This window comes from Streptomyces sp. NPDC006296 (genome assembly GCF_040613235.1).
Taxonomy (GTDB): domain Bacteria; phylum Actinomycetota; class Actinomycetes; order Streptomycetales; family Streptomycetaceae; genus Streptomyces.
On sequence record NZ_JBEXRT010000009.1, the window covers coordinates 56026 to 79623 of the forward strand.

Sequence of the window (23598 nt, forward strand, 5' to 3'; positions counted from 1 at the left end):
GGCCTAGGGGGGCGGTCGGAGCGGGGCAGGTGCGGCTCCCGCTCCGCCGCCCGTGGGAGCGCGGTGACGGGGAGTCGGCCCGCTCCGGTCGTACGGCCACCGGCAGCCTGACCGCGGCGGTCCGCCGAGGGGGCGCACTCACGCGAGTGCGCCCCCTTTGATTTGGCCGGATGCGTGTCTCTTTGTGTGAACATACATCCACTGGGTGAAGGCCGGGCGTACGCTCGGGCATATGCGTACTGCGGTTTCCTGGGGATCCTTAGAGGCGGGCACATCACGGGGGAAAGGGGCGGGATGCTGGGGAGGAACGTCATGACGGACAGCGGCGCCGTGCTCCCCTGGCTGGTGATCAGGCAGGACGACAACGGCAACAGGTATCGGGTCGGGCGCTACGCGACGCAGGACGAGGCGCAGAAGATCGCGGACGGCCTCGACCGGCACGGCCACAAGCAGCTCTACTGGGTGGAGCGGTCGACCCGGAGCGCGCGCCCGTAGGGGCTCCGGCGGGGGAGGGGGCACCCGTTACGCTCCGGCCCATGAGTGATTCCGTGGTGGTGGCCGGGGCCGTCCTCGACGGCGGGCGGCTTCTGGCCGCCCGCCGCAGCGCCCCGCCGGAGCTGGCCGGGCGCTGGGAGCTGCCCGGCGGCAAGCTGGAGCCCGGGGAGACCGGCGAGCAGGCGCTCGTGCGGGAGCTCCGGGAGGAGCTCGGCGTCGAGGCGGAGCCCCTGGAACGGCTCCCGGGCGAGTGGCCGCTGAGGCCCGGCCTGGTGCTGCGGGTGTGGACGGTCCGGTTGCTGTCCGGCGTGCCCCGCCCGCTGGAGGACCACGACGACCTGCGCTGGCTCGCCCCCGGCGAGACGGACACCGTCGACTGGCTGGACCAGGACCGCCCCGCCGTGGCCGAGGCCGTGCGCCGGCTGCGGGACGGATCGCGGGCCTGAGCGTGCGGACGGATCACGGGCCCGGGTGCGCGGGCGGAGGCCCGGGGCCGCGGCGCGAGCGGCGGGCCCGACGCCCGGGGTGAGCCCCCGCGCGGCGCCCTGAGCCGCCGTGCGGCCCGTGCGTGTACGGACCGTACGCCCCGCACACCTCCGCGTGAGGTAGGTTGCGCTCCATATCGGGAATGTGCCGATTGGACCCTCTGTGCAGGGTGCGTCCCCGCTGTCCGCCCCGGGAAGTGATCGGCGTGACCGGTACCGAAGGCGATCGAGCCGAGTGGAGCTTCCCGGCGGTGCCGGGCTCCGTGCGCGGCGCCCGGCACGCGGTACGTGACGCATTGCACTCCTGGGGGTTCGACGCGGCGGTCGGGGACGTCGCCGTCCTGCTCGTCAGCGAGCTGGTGACCAACTCCCTGCGCTACGCCTCCGGTCCCATCGGCGTCCGGCTCGTCCGGCCGCACCCCGACGGATCCGGGCCCCGCAGCGGCGCGAACGGGCGCGGACTGCTCGTGGAAGTCTCCGATCCGGTTCCGGATCCGCCCACCGAACGCACGGCCGGACCCGAGGACGAGGGCGGTCGTGGACTGCAGCTCGTGGCTTGTTCCGCACGCCACTGGGGGACCCGGCGCGGAAACGGCGGCAAGACCGTGTGGTTCGAGCTCGCCCTGCCTGGTTAGGAGTGGAAGGGACACACAGCGATCACCGGAGGTCGGGCAGAACCTGGCTGAAAGGGACTGAGACCGTGCTGTGATCGTGAACGCCGTGCCGGTGAGGCCCGTAGTGCTGAATACTGCGGGCAGGACCGGTCCGGTGTGTGAGCTGGAGGGGACGGTCGCGTGAGCGAGATACCTGGGACGGCGGGCGACGTCATGTGGCAGAGCAGCCCGCCCGGCTCGATCTATGACTACATCAGGGTCGCGTCGTTCTCGATCGGGCCCGACGGCCTGGTCGAGCAGTGGAGCCGAAGGGCCGCGAGTCTGTTCGGCATGACCTCCGACGAGGTGGTGGGCAAGGACCCGGTCGAGGCCTTCATGCCCGCCGAACTGCGCCGGGGCGCCCGCAGGCGCGTCGGCGAGATCCTCGACGGCAAGGAGTGGACGGGACTCGTCCCCTTCCGGATCCCCGGTGAGAACGCGGCGCGCGGCCTCGCCGAGGTCTACGTCATGCCGAGCGAGACGGAGACCGGGGAGCGCGCGGCGGTCTGCATCGTCGTCGACGTCCGGGCGCTGCGGCGCATCGAGACGGACCTCGCCGCCTCGCAGGCGATTTTCGGTCAATCTCCCTTCGGCTTCGTCCTCTTCGGTACCGACTTCACCGTCGTGCGCGCGAACAAGCGGTTCGCCACCGTCTTCGGGGGCGAGGCCGACGACCACCGCGGCCGCACGGTGGAGGACTACCTGCCCCGCCCGGAGGCCGAGCGGCTCTCCGGCACGCTCCGGCGCGTCCTGGAGACCGGCGACGCGGTCACCGACCTCCAGCTCGTCGGCACCCCGCCCGGGGCCGCGGGCAGGCGTCACTGGTCCATGAACCTCTACCGGGTGCACAGCGGTTCCGGGCGGCCCGTCGGCATCGCCGGACTCGCCACCGACGTCACCCAACGGCACATCGCCGCCCGTGAGGCGGCCAGCGCCCGCCGCAACCTCGCCCTGCTCAACGAGGCCAGCGCGCGCATCGGCAACAGCCTCGACCTGGAGACCACCGCCCGGGAACTGCTCGACGTGGCCGTGCCCGGCTTCTGCGACCTCGCCTCCGTCGACCTGTTCCAGGGACTGCTCTCCGGCGAGGAGGCCTCGCCCGGCAGCTGGGGCAGGCCGCACCAGGAGTCCGGCACCGGCTCCGCGGAACTGCGCCGGGTGGCGTACGCCAGCGCGGTGTCCGACGCGCTCCCCGGAGGCATCCCCGCCGCCCGGACGGGCCTGGGCGGGGAGGCGGACGGGGACACCGGACCGCCCGCGCTCGGCTCGGTCCACCGCTACCCGTTCCACTCGCCCTGCGCCGTCGCCCTGCGCGCCGGCCGCGTCCAGGACGTGCCCGGCGGCGGACGCGGGTTCGTCCACTCCACCCTCGCCGTGCCGATGGTCGCGCACGACGTCGTCGTCGGCCTCGTCCAGTTCTCCCGTACCAAGGGCAGCGAGCCGTTCGGGGAGCGGGACCGGGCCCTGGCGACCGAGCTCGCGGCGCGCGCCGCCGTCTGCATCGACAACGCCCGCCTCTACCGCCGGGAGCACGAGCGCGCGCTCATCCTCCAGCGCAGCCTGCTCCCGCCGGGCGACCCCGAGGCGGCGGGCCTGGACATCGCCTGCCGCTACCTCCCGGGCAACACGGCCACCGAGGTCGGCGGCGACTGGTTCGACGTGATCGAACTCCCCGGCCACCGCACGGCCCTGGTCATCGGCGACGTGATGGGCCGTGGACTGCGGGCCGCCGTCGCCATGGGCGAACTCCGCACCGCCGTACGGACGCTGGCCCTGCTGGACCTGGAACCCGCCGAGGTGCTCTCCGCCCTGGACGAGGTCGCCCGCGGCCTCGGCACCCCGGGCGGCGGCGAGCGCAGCGACGGCTTCGGCGCGGGCGGTGGCGCCCAGTGGCCCTCGCGGGCCGCCCACAAGTCGCGCGAGGCCGACCTCTCCGAGGTCTACCTGGCCACTTGCGTGTACGCGGTGTACGACCCGGTCACCCGGCGGTGCACCTTCGCCAACGCCGGTCATCTGCCGCCGGTGGTGGCCGAGCCGGGCGAGCCCGCCCGGCTCCTCGACGTACCGCCGGGCATGCCGCTCGGCGTGGGCGGCGAGCCCTTCGAGGAGGTCGAGGTGGAGCTCAGGGAGGGTTCCCTCCTCGCCCTCTACACCGACGGGCTCGTGGAGTCCCGGGACCATCCGCTCGACGAGGGCCTCGACTCCTTCCGGCAGGCGCTCGCCGAGCCGTCGCAGCCGCTCGAGGACGTCTGCGACCACGTGCTGTCGACCCTCGACACCCGGCACGGCGAGGACGACATCGCCCTGCTGATGGCCCGTATCCAGGGACTCGCCCCGGAGACGGTGGGCGACTGGCAGCTCCCGCGTGAGCTCCGCTCCGTGGGGCGGGCCCGTGAGCTGGCCCGCGTCCAGCTCACCGCCTGGGGCCTGGACGAGCTGGTGGACACCACCGAGCTGCTCGTCAGCGAGCTCGTCACCAACGCCCTGCGCTACGGCGAGGGCGAGATCCGGCTCCGGCTGCTCCGCGACCGCACGCTCGTCTGCGAGGTGTGGGACGCCGGCCTCGTGCAGCCGCGGCGCAGGCGCGCACGCGACACCGACGAGGGCGGGCGCGGGCTGCAGCTCGTCGGGCTGCTCAGCGCGGCCTGGGGGTCCCGGCGCACCCCGCGCGGCAAGACCGTCTGGTTCGAACTGGCCCTCCCCGACGGGGAGCCCGCCCCCGAGCTCACCGTCGAGCAGCTGCTGAGCATGTACTGACGGGTCGCCCGGTGGTGCCGCCACCGGGCCCGGCGGGACGCGGCCCCCCCCGGAACCCGCGGGTCAGGAGGCGGACTTCAGGGCGGCGAGCCGGGTCTCGATCTCCGCGCTGTCCCCGAGGCTGTCCAGCTGCTCGAACTGCGCGTCCAGGGACGACGCGGCGAGTTCCTGCTTGCCCACCGCCTTCGCCTCCTCGCGCCGCACCTTGTCCTCGAAGCGCCCGAGTTCGCTCGTCGGGTCCATCACGTCGATGCTCTCGACCGCGTCCATCATCCGGTTCTGCGCCTGGGCGGACGCGGCGCGCGCCACCAGCTCGTCCCGCTTGGACCGCAGCTGCGTCAGCTTGGTCCCCATCCGGTCCAGCCCCGACTTCAGCTGCTCCACCACCACCGTCTGCGAGGCGATCGTCGGCTCGGCCGTCCTCGCCTCCCGCTCCGACCGGAGCTGCCGCTCCAGCGCCACCTTGGCCAGGTTGTCGAAGGTGTCCGCCTCCGCACCCGACCCCCCGGCCCGCAGCTCGTCGGCCTTCCGGCTGGCGGCGAGCGCCTTCCGGCCCCACTCGCCTGCCGCGTCGACGTCCTCCCGGTGGTCCTCCTCCAGCAGCCGGAGATTGCCGATGGTGGCCGCCACCGCCTGCTCGGCCTCCGCGATGTTGGCGGTGTAGTCGCGGATCAGCTGGTCCAGCATCTTCTGCGGATCCTCCGCCTGGTCGAGCAGGGCGTTGATGTTGGCCCGCGCCAGCTGTGCGACCCGGCCGAGAACGGTCTGCTTGGTCATGGCACCTCTCCTTGTGCGAGATCTCGTCGTACGCGTGCCGGGATCGGGACCGGCCTGCCCGGGCCGCGCTGTCAGAAGCGCCCTCCGCCGCCCCGCCGGCCGCGGGTACCGCCGCCGCCGAAGCTGCCCGGGCCGCCGCCGAGCCCGCCGCCCCGGCCGCCGCCGAGCAGTCCGCCGAGGATGATCCCGCCCAGCACGGCCCCGCCCGCGCCGCCCCCGCCGCGCGGACCGCCGGCGTCGTGCCGGTCGCGGTAGCCGCGCACGTCCTGCTCCGCCAGGCCCCGCGCCTGCGCGGCCAGCGCGTCGGCCTCCCGCGCCTCGGCGAGGGCGCCCTCGGGATCGTCCGCAGCCGACAGCTCCCCGGCCCGCTCCCACCGGCGCTGAGCCTCCGCCAGACGGGTCCGCGCCTGGCTGCCGACCGCACCCCGGTGGGTGGTGATGTAGTCGGCCGCGGCGCCGATCGCCGACCGGGCGGTCAGCATCGCCCGGTCCAGCAGCGAGCGCGCCCGCAGGCCGCCCCGCTCCCGCTCGCGGGCTCCGGCCAGCGCCTCGTCCAGCGCCGCGTCCGCCTCCTCCACCCGCCGCAGCGCGTCGACGGGGTCGTACGGGCCGGAGCCGAGCGCGCCCCGCACCTCGCGGACCACCGCCTCGGCGCGGGCGACCCGGCCCCGCAGGTCCGCGGTCGGCGCCCCCTCCCCGGTGGCACCGAGCAGCCCGCCGGCGTCGGCCAGGTCCGTCTCGGTCTCGGTCAGCGCACCCGGCAGCCGCTCCGCGGCCTCGGCCAGCTCCCCGGCGAGCCGGTCGACCCCGTCCACCAGGGTGACCACCTGCCCGACGGCGCCCTCGGCGGCACGGACGTACACCGCGGCCCTGGCGTGGTCGGTGCCGTCCACGGCCTGCCGTGCCTCGTCGAGGGAGACGACGGCGAAGGCCAGCCGGTCCTTCGCCTGCTCGACGTCCTCCGCCGCGGAGGCCGACGCCGAGACGGCGTACCGCTCGCGCAGGGTGCCGACGGTCCGCTCCGCGGCGGAGACGCGTGCGGCCAGGTCCCGGGACGCGACCTCGGCGTCCGCCACCGCCCGCGGGGCGTTCTGTTCGAGGGCGCGCAGCCGGTCGAAGTCCCCGGACACGGCGTCCAGACGGCCGTTGGCGTCCGCGCAGCGGCTGATGATCTCGTCGAGCACGAGGCGCCGCGTCGCGTCGTCCTCGGGGACGGCGTCGTCGAGCCGCTGCCGCAGCCGGAAGGCCGCCGTGAGCTCGGTCCTGGCGTACCGGACGGCCTCGGCGAAGGGGGCCGCGGCCTCCTCGCCGAACTGCGCCGTGGCGAAGCCGAGTTCGTCGTCGCTGGTGCGCACGGCGTCATCGGTGTCGACCAGGTCCCCCTTGGCCCGTGCGTCGAGTTCCGGCAGCGGGACCTGCGGCGCGCCCCCCGCTCCGGTCCCGCCGCCCCAGCCGCCCGCCGCGGGCGTCGTCCGGGTCCCCGCACGCCGTCTGCGGCGGGCGAAGGCGTACAGGGCGACCGCCACCACCACGACGAGCACCGCCAGGGGCACGAGCAGGTCCGCCGAGGCGCCGGTGCTCCGGGGGCCGCCCCCGGGATCGGCGGCGCCCGGAGTGAGGTCGGGGGCCGGGACGGGGTCACCGGAGAGCACCGCGGTGAACCCGTCGGCGGCGCCGATCGCGGCCCCCGCCCAGTGGTTCCGCCGGAGGGCCGGCTCGACCGCCGTGTTCGCCACGTCCCGGAGCCCGGCGTCCGTGAGGCGCGACCCCTGGTCGACGGAGTACGCGTACGTCCGGTCGTGCGTGGCCACGGCCAGCAGCACGTCGTCCTGGCCCAGGCCGTTGCGGGCCGCGGTCTCGTCGGCCCAGGTCCGGGCGTCCCGGCCGGAGAAGTCACGGACGTACGCCACGAACAGCTTCACCCGCTGCTCGTCGAACAGGCGGTCGAGCGCGGTCCGCACCTGCGGCGCACGGTCGCCGAGCGCCCCCACCCGGTCGGTGATCTGCCCCTCGCGGGCGAGGGGGACGGGGTCCGCGGCACGGGCGTCCGGGACGCCCGTCAGGACCGTCCAGAGCACCGCCGTCAGGGCGGCGACGAGGATCCTGCCGGGTATCGAAAGCCGGGGGCGGGGCGCGAGCGGCGTCACACGGTGGAGGTTATGTCCGCTTTCGGTGCCCCGCGACCCGGCGGGTCCCGCCCCGCCGGACCGCGGAACGGGACCCGACGCGCGCCGCCGGGGCACGAGCCCCGGCGGCGCGGGCGGGGGTGGCCCGGCCCCGGGACCGGGGCTCCCGCACCGGGCGGCTCAGATGCCGAAGCGCTCCGCGGCGAGCAGCGGACGCACCCGCGAGCGGAAACCGCCGGTCCGGAACGGCCGCTGGAGCAGACCGGGCCGCAGGGCCTGCGCCAGCGCCGCGGCGATCATGCCCTGGTCGAGGGCCAGCATGAAGTCGCTGACCCGCCCGGTGCCGACGTCCACCGAGTCCCGGAAGCCGTAGCCCTCGTGGTACGCCCCGAAGTCCCGGTCCAGGGCCCTGAGGTTGTCCAGCGCCTCCCCGTGGGCGTACGGCAGCGCGAGGAACGAGGCGTGCGGGGTGACCACGCCGTGGGTGAACGCCGACGGGTCCGGCAGCGGGGCGCCGTCCGTGGTGTACGTGCGGTCGGTGTTGGAGGCGTAGCCGTCGACCTGCATGCCGAGGGCGTCGACGCCGTACTCCTGGTAGCCGCCGTCCGGGACGTTCGCGGGGGAGAAGCCCCAGTACCCGTACTCCGCCTCCCGCAGCCCGTGCTCGATCTGGCTGCGGACGTACCGGCTGTGCGTGAGGCCCCAGGAGCCCGGTGACCACTCCGGCTCGGGGACGAACAGCGGGACCATCAGCGCCTCGAACATCGAGCCGCCCCAGGTGGGGACGAACTTCCGTCCGCCGTGGGTGTAGTGCCCCTGCCATACCCGCACGCCCTGCATCACGGTGTACGCGCCCTGCGGGTGCTGCTCCTGCTCGTGCTCGGGGAGCATCGTGCGCAGCATGTGCCAGTAGTGCGCCGGAGGCAGGGAGCCGTCCGCGATGCCCAGGTAACTGGCCATGCGCGGCTCGGTGTTGAGTGCGCCGTAGTGATGGGCGGTGGGCTCCCCGGTGTCGGTCCAGAAGCCGCCGCGCAGCTGTCCGGGACCGGCGACGGGGTCGGACGCGTCGTACGGCGTGTAGTAGTACGACCAGTCGGCGGTGGAGAGGATCCGCGCGATGCGGGGACGCAGCGACGGGGCCGCGTCGGCCGCGATCCGCAGCCCGGTGACCAGCCAGGCGTTGTCCACCGAGGAGAGGAACGGGCGGACCGGGTCCCCGGTGCCGGGCCACTCGGTCAGCACGGAACCGTCGTGCGCGTCGTACCAGTTGAGCCAGAACCCGTGGTGGCGCTCCAGCTTCTCCACGGCGGAGACGGTCCGCTCCAGCGTGCGCAGCAGCGCGGCCCCGCTGATCACCCCGAGCCCCGCGGCGGCCACCGCGGACCAGAGGCCGCAGCCGATGTTGGTCGGCGAGGTCTGGCGGGAGACGACGGGGGCGGGGCCGCTGACGTCGATCTTGTCGGCGGTGAGACCGAAGCCGGTCGTCATCGCCTCGATCGAGCGGTACGTGTCACGGAACCAGGAGAGCAGCTGTGCGGAGTCGGAGCCGGAGCGGCCCGCGGGTGCCGCGGCGGCCTGCGGGGCGCTGAGCGCTCCCAGGGACAGGGCGGCCGCCCCGGTCCCGGCAGCGGTGAGAAACGTACGACGGTCCATCGGATACCTCTCGGTGAGGAGTCATCGACTGCCATGGCGTGCGGGGGCCCGGAGGCGTCCGGGCGTGAACAGGGGGTGCGGGAGCCGTCGCCCGTCAGGTGGCGGCGGTTCCCGCACCGGAGGGACCCGTCAGGTGGGTCCCCGTCCGGGGGCCGGTCTCAGCCGGCGGTGCGGGGCAGTGCGCGGGAGCGGCCGAGGGAGCCCAGCCACTCGGCCGAGGGGCGCGCGGTCCGCTCGAACGTCTCCCGGTCCACGCCGATCAGACCGAAGGTCGGGGTGAACGAACCCCACTCGTAGTTGTCGAGGGCGCTCCACGCCAGGTAGCCGCGGACGTCCAGGCCGTCCTCGATCGCGGAGGCCACCTCGTCGAGCGCGCCCGCGTAGTAGGCGACGCGGCGGGTGTCGTCGGAGGTGGCGATGCCGTTCTCCGTGACGATCAGCGGCACGCCGGAGCCGACGACCTCGGCGGTGTGGCGCAGGGCGTGCCCGACCGCGGCCGGGTAGTACTCCCACTGCGTCAGGGTGCGCTCGACGCCGTCGGCCGCGGGGACCGGTCCGTCCGGGCCGATCTCCGTCCGGGTGTAGGACTGGACGCCGATCCAGTCGTCGCCGCGGGCGGCCTCGATGAAGACGTCCTCGCGCGGGTGGCGGTAGGCGGCGGTGACGTCCTCGGCGCCCGGACGGGCCTGGTAGACCTGGTTGGCGACGGTCCAGCCGACCTGGATGCCCGCGTCGAGCGCCCGGACCTCCTTCACGGCCGCGTGGTGCGCGGCGATGACGGCCTCGGTCGTCTCGTCGTCCGGGGTGGGCAGCCCGGCGGGCGGGAAGCCGATGTCGCCGCGCTTCGCCTGGCCGGCCATCACGGCGATCATGTTCGGCTCGTTGATGGTGCAGACGTGGCTGACACCCTCGGAGATCACCGGTGCGCAGGCGGCGACGTACCGGGCGAACAGCTCGACGGCGCCGTCGGCGGTCCAGCCGCCGCGGGCCTCGAACCACTGCGGCACGGTGAAGTGGTGGAGCGTCACCATCGGGCGCAGTCCGCGGGCGGTCGCGCCCTCGACCATCCGCCGGTAGTGGGCGATCTCCGCACGGGAGAAGTGCCCCTCGACCGGCTCGATCCGGGCCCACTCGACGGAGAAGCGGTAGTCGGTGAATCCGAGGGACGCCAGCAGGTCCATGTCCTCGGGCCACCGGTGGTAGCTGTCGCAGGCGTCCAGGCTGGGCTCCTGGATGTGGGTGCCGGTGGAGTGCTCCTTGACCCACCAGTCGCTGCTGGTGTTGTTGCCCTCGATCTGGTGGGCGGCCGTGGAGGCCCCCCACAGGAAGCCTTCGGGGAACGGGACGGGCGCGTGCGTCATCGCGGAGTGTCTTTCTGTGCGTGAAGGGGTGCGGCCGCGACGTGGGGTGCGGCCTCGGATGCGTACGGGGTGCGGGCTATTTCATGCCCGCCGTGGCGATGCCCTGGGTGAAGTGCCGCTGCAGGGCGACGAAGAGCACCAGCACCGGCAGCACGACGAGGAAGGCCCCGGCCATCAGCATGCCGTTGGAGCCGCCCGCCTTGTTGGGGTCGGTGGCGAAGGTGGCCAGGGCGACCGGCAGCGTGTACCTGTCCGGATCGTTGGTCGCGATCAGCGGCCAGACGAAGTTGTTCCAGGAGCCGAGGAACGTGAAGATCGAGAGCGTCGCCAGCGCGGGCTTCACCAGCGGCATGACGATCCGCCAGAAGATGTACCACTCGCCGGCGCCGTCCATCCGGGCCGCCTCCAGCAGCTCGTCCGGGATCGACTGCATGAACTGCCGCATCAGGAAGACGCCGAAGGCGCCGGCCGCGAAGGGCAGCACCAGGCCGGCGTACGAGTCGATCAGCCGCAGCTTGCTCATCAGCACGAACAGCGGCAGCAGCATCAGGTTCCCGGGCACCATCAGGGCACCGAGGACCAGACCGAAGATCTTGTCGCGGCCCGCGAACCTCAGCTTGGCCAGGGCGTAGCCGAGCATCGAGCAGAACACCAGGTTCGAGACGGTGACCAGCACCGCCACGATCACGGAGTTCATGAAGTACAGCGGCAGGTCCAGCTTCCCGAGCAGGTCCCGGAAGTTCTCCAGGGTCCACTCGGTCGGGATCCACACCGGGGGGCTGGCCGAGAGCTCGCCCGCCGTCTTGAACGACGAGAGGGCCATCCAGAGGAAGGGCGCCGACATGATCAGCAGGCCCAGTGCGAGCAGGACGTACACCAGGGTGCGCTTCGCGCTCCGGCGTCCGGCCCCGGGCGTCCTCCGCGCGGCGGCGGGTGCGTGCGCGGCGGTCATCTCGTGTTGTCCTTCAGCAGTCGGAGCTGCAGCACCGTGATGCCCATGATCACCACGAGGAGGACGTACGCCATGGCGCTCGCGTAGCCCATGTGGAAGAAGTTGAAGCCCTCGCGGTACATGTGCAGCGACACGGTGAGCGTGGAGTCGGAGGGTCCGCCCTGCGTCATCACGAACGGTTCCTCGAAGACGTTGAGGTAGCCGATGGTCGTGATCACCGTGGCGTAGAGCAGCGTGGGCCGCAGCAGCGGCACCGTGATCCGGCGGAACTCCTGCCAGGCGCCCGCGCCGTCGAGCCGCGCGGCCTCCCGGACCTCGGCCGGGACGGCCTGCAGACCCGCGATGAAGAGCACCATGACCGTCCCCACGTTGCGCCAGACCGCCATCGCGATCAACGACGGCATGGCCAGGGCCTCGGAGCCCAGGAAGTCCGGTGCGGTCAGGCCCACTTCGGAGAAGAGGCCCGCCACGAGCCCGTCGCTGGGGTCCAGGACGAACCGCCACACCACGGCGACCGCGACGATCGTGGTGACCACCGGCGCGTAGAAGCCGACCCGGAAGAAGGTCCGCGCCCGGTCGATGCCGTTGTTCAGCAGGACGGCGACGACCAGCCCGAGGGCGATCGTGAGCGGGACGCCCACCACGACGAAGTACGCCGTGTTGAAGAGCGAGGTGAGGAACTTCTGGTCGCCGAGCAGCGCGGTGTAGTTCTCGAAGCCGATGAACTCCGCTTCCCAGGGGCGTGTGACGTTGCGCAGCCCGAAGTCGGTGAAGCTCATCAGCAGCGTGGCGAGGACCGGGAACGCCATGAAGACGGTGAACAGGACGAGGAAGGGGGTGGAGAACAGCCAGCCCGCCGCGTTCTGCACGCCCATCGAGCGCTTCCCGCGCGGGCGCCCGGCCCGCGGCGGGAGGGCCGCGGGGCCCTTCTCCACCGCGGCCGGCCGCGCGGCACGTGAGGTCAGGGTGCCCATGGCTACTGCTTCACGACGGCTTCGATCTCGGACTGCGCGGTCTTCAGCGCGTCCTCGGCGGAGGCCTTGCCCTGCGTCACCCGGGCGATCGCCTGGTCGACCTTGTCGGTGATCTCCGTGAGGCGCGCGGTGGACGGCGAGGCCTTCGCGGTGTCCATCTGCTTCCTGAAGACCTGGAGGTTCGCGTCGTCGGCGAGCTGTCCGGAGTCCCAGGCCGCGGTGTTCGCGGGGAGGTCCTTGGTGCGCTCGTACCAGTCCGCCTGGCCCTCGGCGTTCGTGAGGTACTCGATGAACGCCGTGGCCGCCGCCTTGTGCTCACTGTCCTTGGAGACCACCAGGGAGGAGCCGCCCGCCATGGACACGGAGGAGGACGGGCCGGCCGGGACCGGGGCCACCGCCCACTTGCCCTTGATCTGCGGCTGGCCCTCGTTCAGCAGGGTCACGTGCCACGGACCGCCGAAGAACATGGGGACCCGGCCGTTGCCGAAGTCCTTCACGACGTCGTAGCCCGGCTGCACCGACTTGTTCGAGAGCCCCTTCTCGAAGTACGAGCCGTACTCCTTCAGCGCGCTGACGGCCTCGGGGCTGTCGACGACCGGCTCGCCCGCGTCGTCGAGGAGCGCGCCGCCGGCGGAGTAGAGGAAGGGGTAGAAGTTCTGCACCGTGTCCAGGCCGCTGGGCTGGATGGACAGGCCCCACTCGGTGCCGGCCTTCTCCTGGTACGCGGCGGCCAGGGCCCGCATCTCCCGCCAGTCGGCGGGGGCCCCGGTGACGCCCGCCTTCTTCGCGAGGTCGGTGCGGTAGTAGAGGACCCGGGTGTCGACGTACCACGGCACGCCGTACGCCGTGCCGTCGGCCTCGCCCTGGTTCCAGCCGGCGGGGAAGAAGTCGTTCTTGTCGAACTCCTTCGTGTCGACCGGCTCCAGGACGCCGAGCTCGGCGAACTCGCCCAGGTAACTGCCGCCCATCTGGGCCACGTCGGGCAGGGTGCCGGCCGCGGCGGCGGAGACGAGCTTCTGGTGGGCGACGTCCCAGCCGACCGGGGTGACCTTGACGGTGACGTTGGGGTTGGCCTTCTCGTAGACCCCGGCCACCTCCGCGAGCTTCTCGCCCTCGGCGCCCATGGCCCAGACGGTCAGCGTCTGCTTCGCGTCCGCGGCGACGTCGTCACCGCCCGGCCCTCCGCAGGCGGAGACGCCGAGGGCGAGAGCCACGGTGAGGGCGGCGGAGACGGTTCTGGCGGTGCGGGACATGGAGGGCTCCTCCTTGAGCAATCCGAATGTATGCGCTGCCTGTAAGCGCATACATCACTCTGCGGCAGTCGTTCCGGAATCCGCAAGAGGGTGCCGGGTCACACTCGTGCAACGTGCCCGACACCTGGAGGCCCGACGGTGGCACCGTATGCACGTCGTTTGCGTATTTGAAGTGGATGTGACCGATTCCGCTTCGTTCCGCGCGGTCGGGGCGGCGGCGGACCCGGCGTGAACCGGGCGGGACGGTGGGCCTACGGTCCTGCCCATGGCCCCGTTCGCGCACGAATTCCCCTTCGACCCCGCCCACGGCCTGGCCCTCGCGGACCTGCTGCGGGTGCCGGCGCCGGACGCCCCCGGGGACTTCGCGGCGTTCTGGCGGGAGCGCCACGCCGAGGCGCGGGCGGTCGCCACCGCCCCCCAAGTCGGCCCGGCCGAGGAGGAGCGCGACGGGGTCCGGCTGCACGGGGTCACCTTCACCTCCGTCGGCGGCGTGCGCCTCGGCGGCTGGCTGGCGCTGCCCGTCGACGGCCCGGCCGCGCACGGCTTCGTCGTCGGCCACGGCTACGGCGGCCGCGGGGAGGCCGGCCCCGACGTACCGCTGCCGCTGCCCGCGTCGGCCGCGATCCTGCCCTGTGTGCGCGGTACGGGCTCCCGCAGCCTCCTGCCCGGCGTCCCGGACGACGCCGCGGGGCACGTGCTGCACGGCATCGGATCACGCGACACCTACGTCATCGGCGCCTGCGCGGCCGACCTGTGGTGCGCCGCGTCGGCGCTCCAGGAACTGCTGCCGGGGCTCGCCGGACCCGGGCGGCTGGGCTACCTCGGGGAGAGCTTCGCCGGCGGGCTCGGCGCCCTCGCGCTGCCCTGGGACGACCGGTTCGCGGCCGCGCAGCTCACCGTCCCCACCTTCGGCAACCACCCGCTGCGGCTGACCCTGCCCTGCGTCGGCAGCGGGGAGTCCGTGCGCGCCCACCACCGCGAGCACCCCGAGGTGACGGAGGTCCTGCGGTACTTCGACGCGGCGACGGCTGCCGCGCGGCTGGAGCTGCCCACCCTCGTCGCCGCGGCCCTGTTCGACCCCGCGGTGCCGCCCCCGGGCCAGTTCGCCGTGCACAACGCACTGCCCGGCCCACGCGAGCTGGAGGTGCTGAGCGCCGGCCATTTCGGGCACGAGGGGCTGGCGCGGGAGACCGCCGCACTCGCCCGGCGGCGGACCCGCTTCTTCCGGAGATGGCTCTGAGGCGCGGGCCGGGGTGCCGGGGCGGTCCGGGGGCCTAGCGGTGCCGGGTGGTCCGGGGCTGTGCGAAGCGGTCCGGGGGCCGGTCCGGGGCTGTGCGGAGGCTTGCGGGACGCGCCGGGTCCGTAGGGGGCAGCGGGTGCGGGGTCTTGCAGAGCCGGTCCGGGGCCGTCCTGCGTGGTCAGGGGCCGTCCGGCCTGAGCCTGATCCGGAGCGGCCCGGGCCCCTGGGGGCCCACGGGTCCCGGGGCCTTGCGGTGGGGTCCGGGACCGTCCGGGTCCCGGAGCCCCCCGGGTCAGCCGCAGCCGCAGCTCGCCCGGCGGGCCAGGGAGACCGGCAGCTCCCGCGACACCGGCTCGCGGCCCGGCTCGGCCAGGCGTTGCACCAGCAACTCCACGGCCTGTTCGCCCAGTTGCCTGATCGGCTGCCGCACGGTGGTCAGCGGCGGGCGCACGATCCGGCTCAGCGGGATCCCGTCGAAGCCGGTCACCGCGATGTCCTCCGGCACCCGCACGCCCCGCCGCTCCAGTGCGCGCAGCGCTCCCACCGCCATCTGGTCGTTGGCGAAGACCATCGCGTCCGGGCGCTCCGCACCCCGGTCGAGCAGGGTCTCGGCGGCCCGTGCGCCCTCGGCCCGCGTCATCATCCCGGTCCGCAGGTCCGGCGCGTCCCCGGCCGGCAGCCCGGCGTCGCGGCAGGCGTCCCGGAAGCCGCGGAACCGCGCCTCGGCGTCGGGGGAGTCCGGGTCGCCCCCGACGAAGGCGAGCCGGCGCAGACCGTGGTCCTCGATCAGATGCCGGGTCAGCTCGTGCTGCCCCGCGGTGTTCGCGACGACGAGGTGGTCGAGGTGGTCGATCTCGCGCGGCCCGGCGAGCATCACCACCGGCAGCCGGCGCGATATGACCTCCAGGTCCTCGGTCGGCACGGTCTGCGCCAGCACGGCGAAGCCGTCCACCCGCCCCGCGACCTTCGCCACCAGGCTCTCCGGTCCGCCCTGGAGCGACGCGGCGATCAGCAGGGCGTACCCGTGCCGGCGGGCCGCCCGCTCCATGCCGCGGATGATCTGGTCGGAGTACAGCATCGCGGCGTCGTCGGTGCCGCCGTCGCCCTCCGCGTCGGCCTCGGCCTCCGGGTCGGCGTAGTCGGGGAAGCAGAGACCCAGCACCCCGGTGGTGCGGCTGGCCAGCCCCCGGGCGTTCCCGCTCGGCACGTAGCCCAGCTCGCGGGCCGCCTCCAGCACCCGCTCACGGGTCCGGGCGCGCACCGAGTCCGGGGTGCGGTAGACCCGGGAGACCGTGGCGATCGAGACGCCCGACCGCTCGGCGACGTCGTACACCGTGGGGGCGCTCACTCGACCGACCGTCCGCTTCTTCCTCGTCCCCGGCACCCGCTGCTGCGGGTGGCGGCCCTCTGCTGAAAGCGCATTCACCCTAGATCGCGTGCCCGGCGGCGGGCAACAACGCCCCGGTCCGCGCGTCGGCCGCGCCGCCCTCCGCCGAAGAGTCGCACCGGCCTTTGCGTAGAGATAAACAGGCTGCCTTGCAAGATGCCCTGTCCATCTTTACCGTGGAACACATGTCCGACACCGCAGCGACCCCCGGGAACACCCCGCCGCGCGCCCCGGCCGACCCGACCGCCGAGCAGGTGGCGGCCGACCTCGCCGCCGAGGTCGGCCGGCTGCTCAGGCGGCTGCGGAGCTCGTCCGCGGACACCCTGCTGACCCCCTCGCAGCGCTCCGTCCTCGCCCGGCTCCAGGACGGCGGGCCGGCCACCACCGCGGCGCTGGCCCGGGCCGAGCTCGTCCGGCCCCAGTCGATGCGGCTGACGCTCGGCGCCCTGGAGGACCGGGGGCTGGTGAGCCGCGCCCCCGACCCGGCGGACGGCCGCAAGTCGGTCGTGTCCGTCACCGAGGAGGGGAGCACCGTCCTCGCCGGTGTGCGGGCCGCGAAGCGGGACTGGCTGGCCGACGCGATCACCGCCGAGCTGGACGGCGCCGAACGCCGCACGCTTGCCGAGGCCGTCGGGCTCATCGGCCGTCTGGTCGACACGTGACCCGGCCCGCGGCGGAGACGGCCTCCGGCCACGCACCGGCGCGGCCCGCGAAGGAGGCCCCGGACGCCGGGTTCGGCGCGCGGCTCACCGCACCGCTCCTGATGGGGTCCCTGCTCAACCCGCTCAACACCACGATGATCTCCACCGCCCTGGTGGCCATCGGGCACTCCTTCGGCATCGGGGCCGCCGACACCGCCTGGCTGATCTCGGTCCTCTACCTCGCCAGCGCCGTCGCCCAGCCGGTCCTCGGCAAGCTCGCCGACACCCTCGGCCCGCGCCGCGTCTTCCTGGCCGGCCTCCTCGTCGTCATCGCGTCCGGACTGGTCGGCGCCCTCGCCCCCGGCTTCGGCACGCTCGTCGTCTCCCGGCTGCTGCTCGGCATCGGCACCTCGGCCGCCTACCCGGCCGCCATGGCCGTGCTGCGCGACGAGTCGCACCGGCTCGGCCGGCCCACCCCGCGCCCCGTGCTGGCCCGGCTCAGCTTCGCCGCGCTGGGCAGCGCCGCGGTGGGCCCCGCGCTCGGCGGGCTGCTCGTGTCGGCCGTCGGCTGGCGCGGCATCTTCGCCGTCAACGTGCCGATCGCCCTGCTCGCCCTCGGTGCCGCGCTGCTCTGGGTCCCGGCCGACCCGCCGCGCGGCGCGGCGGCCGGCGGGAGCACGCCGAAGCTCTCCCTCGACCCGCTGGGCATCGCCCTGTTCGCCGGCGCCCTGACGGTGCTGGTCTTCTTCCTGCTCGACCTCGCCGACCCGCGGTGGTGGCTGCTCGCGCCGTTCGCCGTCCTGACCGCGGCCCTGGTCCGGTGGCAGCTGCGCACCCCGCAGCCGTTCATCGACATCCGGATGCTCGCCGGCAACGGCCCCCTGCTGCGGACGTACGCCCGCCACGGGCTCGGCTACCTGCTCATCTACTGCGTCATGTACGGCTTCACGCAGTGGCTGGAGGAGGCCCGCGGCTTCTCCCCGGGGCACACCGGGCTGCTCATGCTGCCGATGTCCGTCACCGCGCTCGTCTGCTCGCTGCTCGGGGCGCGTACGAAGGGCCTGCGCGGCCCGCTCGCCCTGGCCGCCGTGCTGCTCACCGCCGGTGCGGGGATCCTGCTGTTCCTCACCGGCGACACTCCGCTCGCCGTGCTGCTCCTCGCCGGAGCGTGCTTCGGCGCCCCGCAGGGACTCATCGGCACCAGCAACCAGGCAGCCGTCCAGGCCCACGCGCCGCCCGAGAGCATCGGGGCCGCCGCGGGGCTCCAGCGCACCGCCCAGTACATCGGGGCCATCACCGCGTCCAGCCTGATCGCCCTCGCCTACGCCGACGCGACGAGCGACGCGGGGCTGCACCTGATGGCGGCGGTCTCCGTGGTCCTGGCCGTCCTGCTGACCACACTGACCCTCACCGACCGGGCGCTGCGCGCCCGCCCCTGACCAGACCCGCACACCAGACCCCCCACCAGACCCCCACCGGCGTGCGCCCCGCGGCGCCCGCACCCCGATCCGCTCAAGGAGTACGCACATGACCGCCACCGTTCTGGACCCCCGCACCGCCCTCGTCGTCGTCGACCTGCAGAAGGGCATCGTCGGCCTCCCGACGGCCCACCCGGCCGAGGGCGTCGTCGCCAACGCGGCGGTCCTGGCCGACGCCTTCCGCGCCAAGGGCCTCCCGGTCGTCCTGGTCCGCGTGACGGGCGGGGCCCCCGGCCGCACCGAGGGCGCCGCGCGGTCCGGCGAGCCCGCCGCCGACTGGGCCGACCTCGTGCCCGAGCTCGGCCCGCGCGACGGCGACATCGTCGTGACCAAGCAGCAGTGGGGCGCCTTCCACGGCACCGCCCTCGACCTCGAACTGCGCCGCCGCGGCATCACCCAGGTCGTGCTCACCGGCATCGCCACGAGCATCGGCGTCGAGTCCACCGCCCGGGCCGCCCACGAGCACGGCTACCACGTCACCGTCGCCACCGACGCGGTCACCGACATGGACGCCGGCGCCCACCGCAACAGCCTGGAGAAGATCTTCCCGAGGCTCGCCGAGACCGACACCACCGCCGCGATCGCCGCACTCCTCGGCTGAGGCCCGGGCCGGTACGGGGCCGCACGGGTGACATCCGCGGCCCCGGCGGCCGCGCCTGCCTCGTCCCGCGCGTACACGTGCGTTCAGTGGATCAGCGAATCAGTCTGATCAACTGCAAATGCCACCAGTACGCATCATCCGGTCCCTTCCGGTACGGGGTGGGCCGGGCCGGCCCCGGAGGTATCAGCCATGTCCCACGTCGGCATCCCACGCGGGACGGCCCGAAAGCGCCGCTCCGTCGCGCTCCTGGCCACAGGCGTGCTCACGATCCCGGTGCTGGCGGGCTGCTCCTCGGGCGGCGAGGACACCTCCTCGCCGGCCGTCCCGCAGGACATCGCCCCCGCCGCGCGGGAACAGGTGACCGACGGCGCCACCCTCACCTGGGCGGTCGACGCGGTCCCCACCACTCTCAACGCCTTCCAGGCCGACGCGGACACCGCGACCACGCGCGTCACCGGCGCCCTGCTGCCCACGCTCTTCCCCATGGACGCCAAGGGGGAGCCCCGGCTCAACCCCGACTACCTGGAGTCGGCGAAGGTCATCGAGCAGGAGCCCAAGCAGGTCGTCCTCTACAAGCTCAACCAGCAGGCGGTGTGGAGCGACGGCCGGGAGATCGGCGCCCCCGACTTCGTCGCCCAGTGGCGGGCACTGAGCGGCAAGGACTCCGCCTTCTGGACGGCCCGCAACGCCGGCTACGAGCGGATCGAGAAGATCGAGCGCGGCAAGGACGACCTCCAGGTCCGGGTCACCTTCTCCAAGCCGTACGCCGACTGGCGCTCGCTGTTCTCCCCGCTGTACCCGAAGGAGGTGACGGGTTCCCCCGGCACCTTCAACGACGGCGCCCGCGCCACCCTCAAGAACACCGCGGGACCGTTCCGCCTGCGCAGTGTGAACAAGCCGAAGGGGACGGTCGTGCTCGACCGGAACCCGCGCTGGTGGGGCAACGAGGCCAAGCTCGAGTCCCTGGTCTTCCGCGCCGTCGAGCCCGCGAAGCGCACCGACGCCCTGGAGAAGGGCACGGTGGACGTCGCCGACATCGACCCGGCGACGGCGAACGGCATCGCGCGGGCGGGCCGCTACGGCGCCGGGAACGGCGGGCCGCCCGCGCACGGCCCGGGGGCCGACATCACCCCGGCCGCCGCCCTGCGCTCCTGGGCGCTGGCCCACGGTTCGGACGAGGAGGCCGCCGAGACGGCGCAGGCCGCCCGGGAGGAGACCCGGAAGGCCGTTGCGGTGTACGCCGCCGCACAGAAGTCGCTGCGCGGCTTCGCCGTGCGCAAGTCGCTCGAACCCTCCTACACGCAGCTCGCGCTGAACGGCGAGTCCGGACCGCTCTCCGACGACCGGGTGCGCCGCGCCATCGCCCGGACACTGAACCGGCAGGAGCTGGCCGACGCGGTCCTGAAGCCGCTCGGCCTGCCCGCGAAGCCCCCCGGCAGCCACCTGGCCCTGGCCGGGCAGCCCGGGTACAAGGACGGCAGCGGCGCGCTCGGCGAGCAGGACACCAAGGAGGCGCGGGCCCTGCTGGCCGACGCGGGATGGACCCCGGGCGGGGCCGTCCGCGGCACCGAGGACACCAAGGCGGGCAGCGAGGCCGAGAAGGACGGGAAGGCCGAGAAGGCCGAGAAGGACGGGAAGAAGGGCGCGGAGGACGCCGGCGAGAAGTCCGGCGGTGAGGGGGACAAGGCCGGCGGGAAGGCCGGGGACGCGGAGGACGACGACAGCACGGCCTCGCGCGAGGAGGGGACGTACGTCGTCGGCGACGACAAGCCGGGCAGCCGTTCCTCCGACGGCTCCGAGGTCACCGCCCAGGAGCGGCAGCCCGGCGGCCCGGCCGGCGCCTACGCCCCCGCCGGGACCCCGGCCCCGGCCGCGGCCTCCGTCACGGACCGCCTCGGCAAGGGCGGGAAGCCGCTGAGCCTCCGCTTCGTCCTCCCCTCGGGCCCCGGATCGCAGTCCCTGCGCGCCGTCGGGGAGAAGATCGTCACGATGCTGGACTCGATCGGCATCAGCACCCAGGTCACCAAGGTCGCCGACGACAGCTACTTCAAGGACCACGTCGCCTCCGGCGACTACGACCTGGCGCTGTACTCCTGGCCCGCCACCGCCTACCCGGCGACCGACGGGCGGCCGATCTTCGCCAAGCCGGAGCCCGCCACCGACGGCTCGCTGCTCGTCGCGCAGAACTACACCCGGGTCGGCTCGGACCACATCGACCAGCTCTTCGACCGGGCGGTCGCCGAACTCGACACCGACGCGTCGAGGGACCTGCTGAAGCAGGCGGACGCACGGATCTGGGCCGCCGCAGGATCGATTCCGCTGTATCAGCGGCCCCAGCTGGTCGCCGTCGACAAGAAGCTGGCGAACATCGGTGCCTTCGGCTTCGCCGCACCCCGCTACGAGGACATCGGCTTCACCGGCCGCTCAGCGGCCGGCGCCCCGGCGGACCGGAAGAAGTAGCAGGTCGAAGCGGTATCCGCCGCACAGAAGCAGCGTGACTCCCGTGCCCGCCGGCGTCCCCGGCGGGCACGGTCGTGTCGGCCCCGGCCCGTGATCCCGCCGCCCGTGCCCGCCGGCCGCCGGGCCGAACGCCGCCCGTACGATGGCTGGTATCCCGCTGAATATCGGCTGAATCCTGGCTGTGGTCCCGCCCCGGGAACCGGGCCGGGAAGCCCCGGACCCGTCGGGCCCGTACCATGGGACGAGCCGTGGCGTGCCGCCCGGCGGGCGTACGAGGACTCGAGACCGACTGAGACGCCTGATCCCACGATCCGAGAGAAGCGCAAGTCACCCATGCCCACGCGCCACGACATCCGTAACGTAGCCATCGTCGCCCACGTCGACCACGGCAAGACCACGCTGGTCGACGCCATGCTCAAGCAGGCGGGCGCCTTCGCCGCGCACGCCGCCGAGAACCTCGACGAACGCATGATGGACTCGAACGACCTGGAGCGTGAGAAGGGCATCACGATCCTCGCCAAGAACACGGCGGTGAAGTACCACCCCAAGGACGGCGGGGACCCGATCACGATCAACATCATCGACACCCCCGGCCACGCCGACTTCGGCGGCGAGGTCGAGCGCGGTCTGTCGATGGTGGACGCGGTCGTCCTGCTCGTCGACGCCTCCGAGGGCCCGCTGCCCCAGACCCGCTTCGTCCTGCGCAAGGCGCTGACGGCCAAGCTGCCGGTCATCCTCTGCATCAACAAGACGGACCGTCCGGACTCGCGCATCGCCGAGGTCATCGACGAGACGTACGACCTGTTCCTGGACCTGGACGCGGACGAGAACCAGATCGAGTTCCCGATCGTCTACGCCTGCGCCCGTGACGGCGTCGCGTCGCTGACCAAGCCCGAGGACGGCACCGTCCCGGCCGACAGCGACAGCCTGGAGCCGTTCTTCTCCACCATCCTGTCCACGGTCCCGGCCCCCGAGTACGACGCCGAGGCGCCGCTCCAGGCCCACGTCACCAACCTGGACGCCGACAACTTCCTCGGCCGCATCGCGCTCTGCCGCGTCGAGCAGGGCGAGCTGCGCAAGGGCCAGACCGTCACGTGGATCAAGCGCGACGGCACCATGTCCAACGTGCGCGTCACCGAGCTCCTGATGACCGAGGCGCTCACCCGCAAGCCCGCCGAGGTGGCCGGCCCCGGCGACATCTGCGCCGTCGCCGGTTTCCCGGACATCATGATCGGCGAGACGCTGGCCGACCCGGAGAACCCGATCGCGCTGCCGCTGATCACGGTCGACGAGCCCGCCATCTCGATGACCATCGGCACCAACACCTCGCCGCTCGTCGGCAAGGGCGGCAAGGGCCACAAGGTCACCGCCCGCCAGGTGAAGGACCGTCTGGACCGCGAGCTCATCGGCAACGTCTCGCTCCGCGTCCTGGACACCGAGCGCCCGGACGCCTGGGAGGTCCAGGGCCGCGGTGAGCTCGCGCTGGCCATCCTGGTCGAGCAGATGCGCCGTGAGGGCTTCGAGCTGACCGTCGGCAAGCCCGAGGTCGTCACCAAGCAGATCGACGGCAAGACGCACGAGCCGATCGAGCGCATGACCATCGACTCCCCCGAGGAGCACCTCGGCGCCATCACGCAGCTGATGGCGACCCGCAAGGGCCGCATGGAGACGATGACGAACCACGGCTCGGGCTGGGTCCGCATGGAGTGGATCGTGCCCTCCCGCGGCCTCATCGGCTTCCGTACCGAATTCCTGACCCAGACCCGCGGCACGGGCATCGCGCACTCCATCTTCGAGGGCCACGAGCCCTGGTTCGGTGACCTGCGCACCCGGCACAACGGCTCGCTGGTCGCCGACCGCTCGGGCACGGTCACGCCGTTCGCCATGGTCAACCTCCAGGAGCGCGGCGTCATCTTCACGGAGGCCGGCACCGAGGTCTACGAAGGCATGATCATCGGCGAGAACTCCCGCGCCGACGACATGGACGTGAACATCACCAAGGAGAAGAAGCTCACCAACATGCGTGCGGCGTCCGCGGACACCACGGAGAACGTGGTCCCGGCCCGCAAGCTGTCGCTGGAGCAGTCCCTGGAGTTCTGCCGCGAGGACGAGTGCATCGAGGTGACCCCGGAGACCGTGCGCATCCGCAAGGTCGTCCTGGACCAGAAGCAGCGCGGCCGCACGGCCTCGCGCGCGAAGAACGGCTGACCTGATCCGGACCGTCCGCTCCGGGCGGTGAACGGCAGGTACGAGCCATGATCACGAGGTCCGGGCCCCCGCAGACACTGTGGGGGCCCGGACCTTT

General features: G+C 73.5%; 18 protein-coding genes. 10 read left to right on the forward strand and 8 right to left on the reverse strand.

The genetic code is table 11. From position 1 onward, the window contains the following. Positions 1 to 312: 312 nt before the first annotated feature. From ABZ172_RS08780 to ABZ172_RS08795, 4 genes are all read left to right on the forward strand, one after another. Positions 313 to 495, forward strand: a complete 183-nt coding sequence (locus ABZ172_RS08780; protein ID WP_356881653.1) for an SPOR domain-containing protein — start codon at positions 313 to 315, stop codon at positions 493 to 495. Positions 496 to 536: 41 nt separating this feature from the next. Beyond that, positions 537 to 941 (forward strand): (deoxy)nucleoside triphosphate pyrophosphohydrolase, encoded by a 405-nt coding sequence (locus ABZ172_RS08785; protein WP_356881655.1) that lies wholly within the window; start codon positions 537 to 539, stop codon positions 939 to 941. 236 nt (positions 942 to 1177) lie between these two features. Beyond that, entirely contained in the window at positions 1178 to 1615 is a 438-nt protein-coding gene (locus tag ABZ172_RS08790; RefSeq protein ID WP_356881657.1) for an ATP-binding protein, read from the forward strand. 192 nt (positions 1616 to 1807) lie between these two features. Further along, on the forward strand, positions 1808 to 4390 hold the full coding sequence (locus tag ABZ172_RS08795; protein ID WP_356881845.1) for a SpoIIE family protein phosphatase: 2583 nt from the start codon (positions 1808 to 1810) through the stop codon (positions 4388 to 4390). Positions 4391 to 4453: 63 nt separating this feature from the next. Here ABZ172_RS08795 and ABZ172_RS08800 read toward each other — a convergent pair whose 3' ends face one another. The 7 genes from ABZ172_RS08800 to ABZ172_RS08830 form a co-directional block, all read right to left on the reverse strand. Next, positions 4454 to 5167 carry a PspA/IM30 family protein gene (locus ABZ172_RS08800; RefSeq protein ID WP_356881659.1) on the reverse strand — a complete coding sequence of 238 codons (714 nt, stop codon included), beginning with the start codon at positions 5165 to 5167 and terminating at the stop codon, positions 4454 to 4456. A gap of 71 nt (positions 5168 to 5238) precedes the next feature. After that, entirely contained in the window at positions 5239 to 7314 is a 2076-nt protein-coding gene (locus ABZ172_RS08805; protein ID WP_356881661.1) for a TPM domain-containing protein, read from the reverse strand. Positions 7315 to 7473: 159 nt separating this feature from the next. After that, complete coding sequence (locus ABZ172_RS08810) at positions 7474 to 8946, reverse strand: glucoamylase family protein (protein WP_356881663.1); 1473 nt, start codon at positions 8944 to 8946, stop codon at positions 7474 to 7476. A gap of 158 nt (positions 8947 to 9104) precedes the next feature. Continuing rightward, positions 9105 to 10307, reverse strand: a complete 1203-nt coding sequence (locus ABZ172_RS08815) for a family 1 glycosylhydrolase (RefSeq protein WP_356881665.1) — start codon at positions 10305 to 10307, stop codon at positions 9105 to 9107. A 76-nt stretch (positions 10308 to 10383) separates the two neighbouring features. Continuing rightward, positions 10384 to 11259 (reverse strand): carbohydrate ABC transporter permease, encoded by an 876-nt coding sequence (locus tag ABZ172_RS08820; RefSeq protein ID WP_356881667.1) that lies wholly within the window; start codon positions 11257 to 11259, stop codon positions 10384 to 10386. After that, complete coding sequence (locus tag ABZ172_RS08825) at positions 11256 to 12233, reverse strand: sugar ABC transporter permease (RefSeq protein ID WP_356881669.1); 978 nt, start codon at positions 12231 to 12233, stop codon at positions 11256 to 11258. The genes ABZ172_RS08820 and ABZ172_RS08825 overlap by 4 nt, the downstream gene beginning before the upstream one ends. A 2-nt stretch (positions 12234 to 12235) precedes the next feature. Then, positions 12236 to 13486 carry a sugar ABC transporter substrate-binding protein gene (locus tag ABZ172_RS08830; RefSeq protein WP_356881671.1) on the reverse strand — a complete coding sequence of 417 codons (1251 nt, stop codon included), beginning with the start codon at positions 13484 to 13486 and terminating at the stop codon, positions 12236 to 12238. A 265-nt stretch (positions 13487 to 13751) separates the two neighbouring features. On the opposite strand from ABZ172_RS08830, the gene ABZ172_RS08835 reads away from it, so the two are divergent. After that, on the forward strand, positions 13752 to 14726 hold the full coding sequence (locus ABZ172_RS08835) for an acetylxylan esterase (protein WP_356881673.1): 975 nt from the start codon (positions 13752 to 13754) through the stop codon (positions 14724 to 14726). Between the two features lie 292 nt (positions 14727 to 15018). On the opposite strand, the gene ABZ172_RS08840 is transcribed toward ABZ172_RS08835, so the two are convergent. Next, entirely contained in the window at positions 15019 to 16074 is a 1056-nt protein-coding gene (locus ABZ172_RS08840; protein ID WP_356881675.1) for a LacI family DNA-binding transcriptional regulator, read from the reverse strand. A gap of 224 nt (positions 16075 to 16298) precedes the next feature. Between ABZ172_RS08840 and ABZ172_RS08845 the strand changes: the two genes are divergently transcribed. The 5 genes from ABZ172_RS08845 (at position 16299) to typA (ending at position 23501) form a co-directional block, all read left to right on the forward strand. After that, positions 16299 to 16775, forward strand: coding sequence for a MarR family transcriptional regulator (locus tag ABZ172_RS08845; RefSeq protein WP_356881677.1), 477 nt, complete (start codon positions 16299 to 16301; stop codon positions 16773 to 16775). 101 nt (positions 16776 to 16876) lie between these two features. Next, complete coding sequence (locus ABZ172_RS08850) at positions 16877 to 18193, forward strand: MFS transporter (protein ID WP_356881847.1); 1317 nt, start codon at positions 16877 to 16879, stop codon at positions 18191 to 18193. An 88-nt stretch (positions 18194 to 18281) separates the two neighbouring features. Further along, complete coding sequence (locus ABZ172_RS08855; RefSeq protein ID WP_356881679.1) at positions 18282 to 18833, forward strand: isochorismatase family protein; 552 nt, start codon at positions 18282 to 18284, stop codon at positions 18831 to 18833. Positions 18834 to 19022: 189 nt separating this feature from the next. Next, positions 19023 to 21293, forward strand: a complete 2271-nt coding sequence (locus tag ABZ172_RS08860; RefSeq protein WP_356881681.1) for an ABC transporter family substrate-binding protein — start codon at positions 19023 to 19025, stop codon at positions 21291 to 21293. Positions 21294 to 21626: 333 nt separating this feature from the next. Beyond that, positions 21627 to 23501: a translational GTPase TypA gene (gene typA / locus ABZ172_RS08865; RefSeq protein WP_356881683.1), complete on the forward strand. Its 1875-nt coding sequence runs from the start codon at positions 21627 to 21629 to the stop codon at positions 23499 to 23501. Positions 23502 to 23598 lie beyond the last annotated feature (97 nt).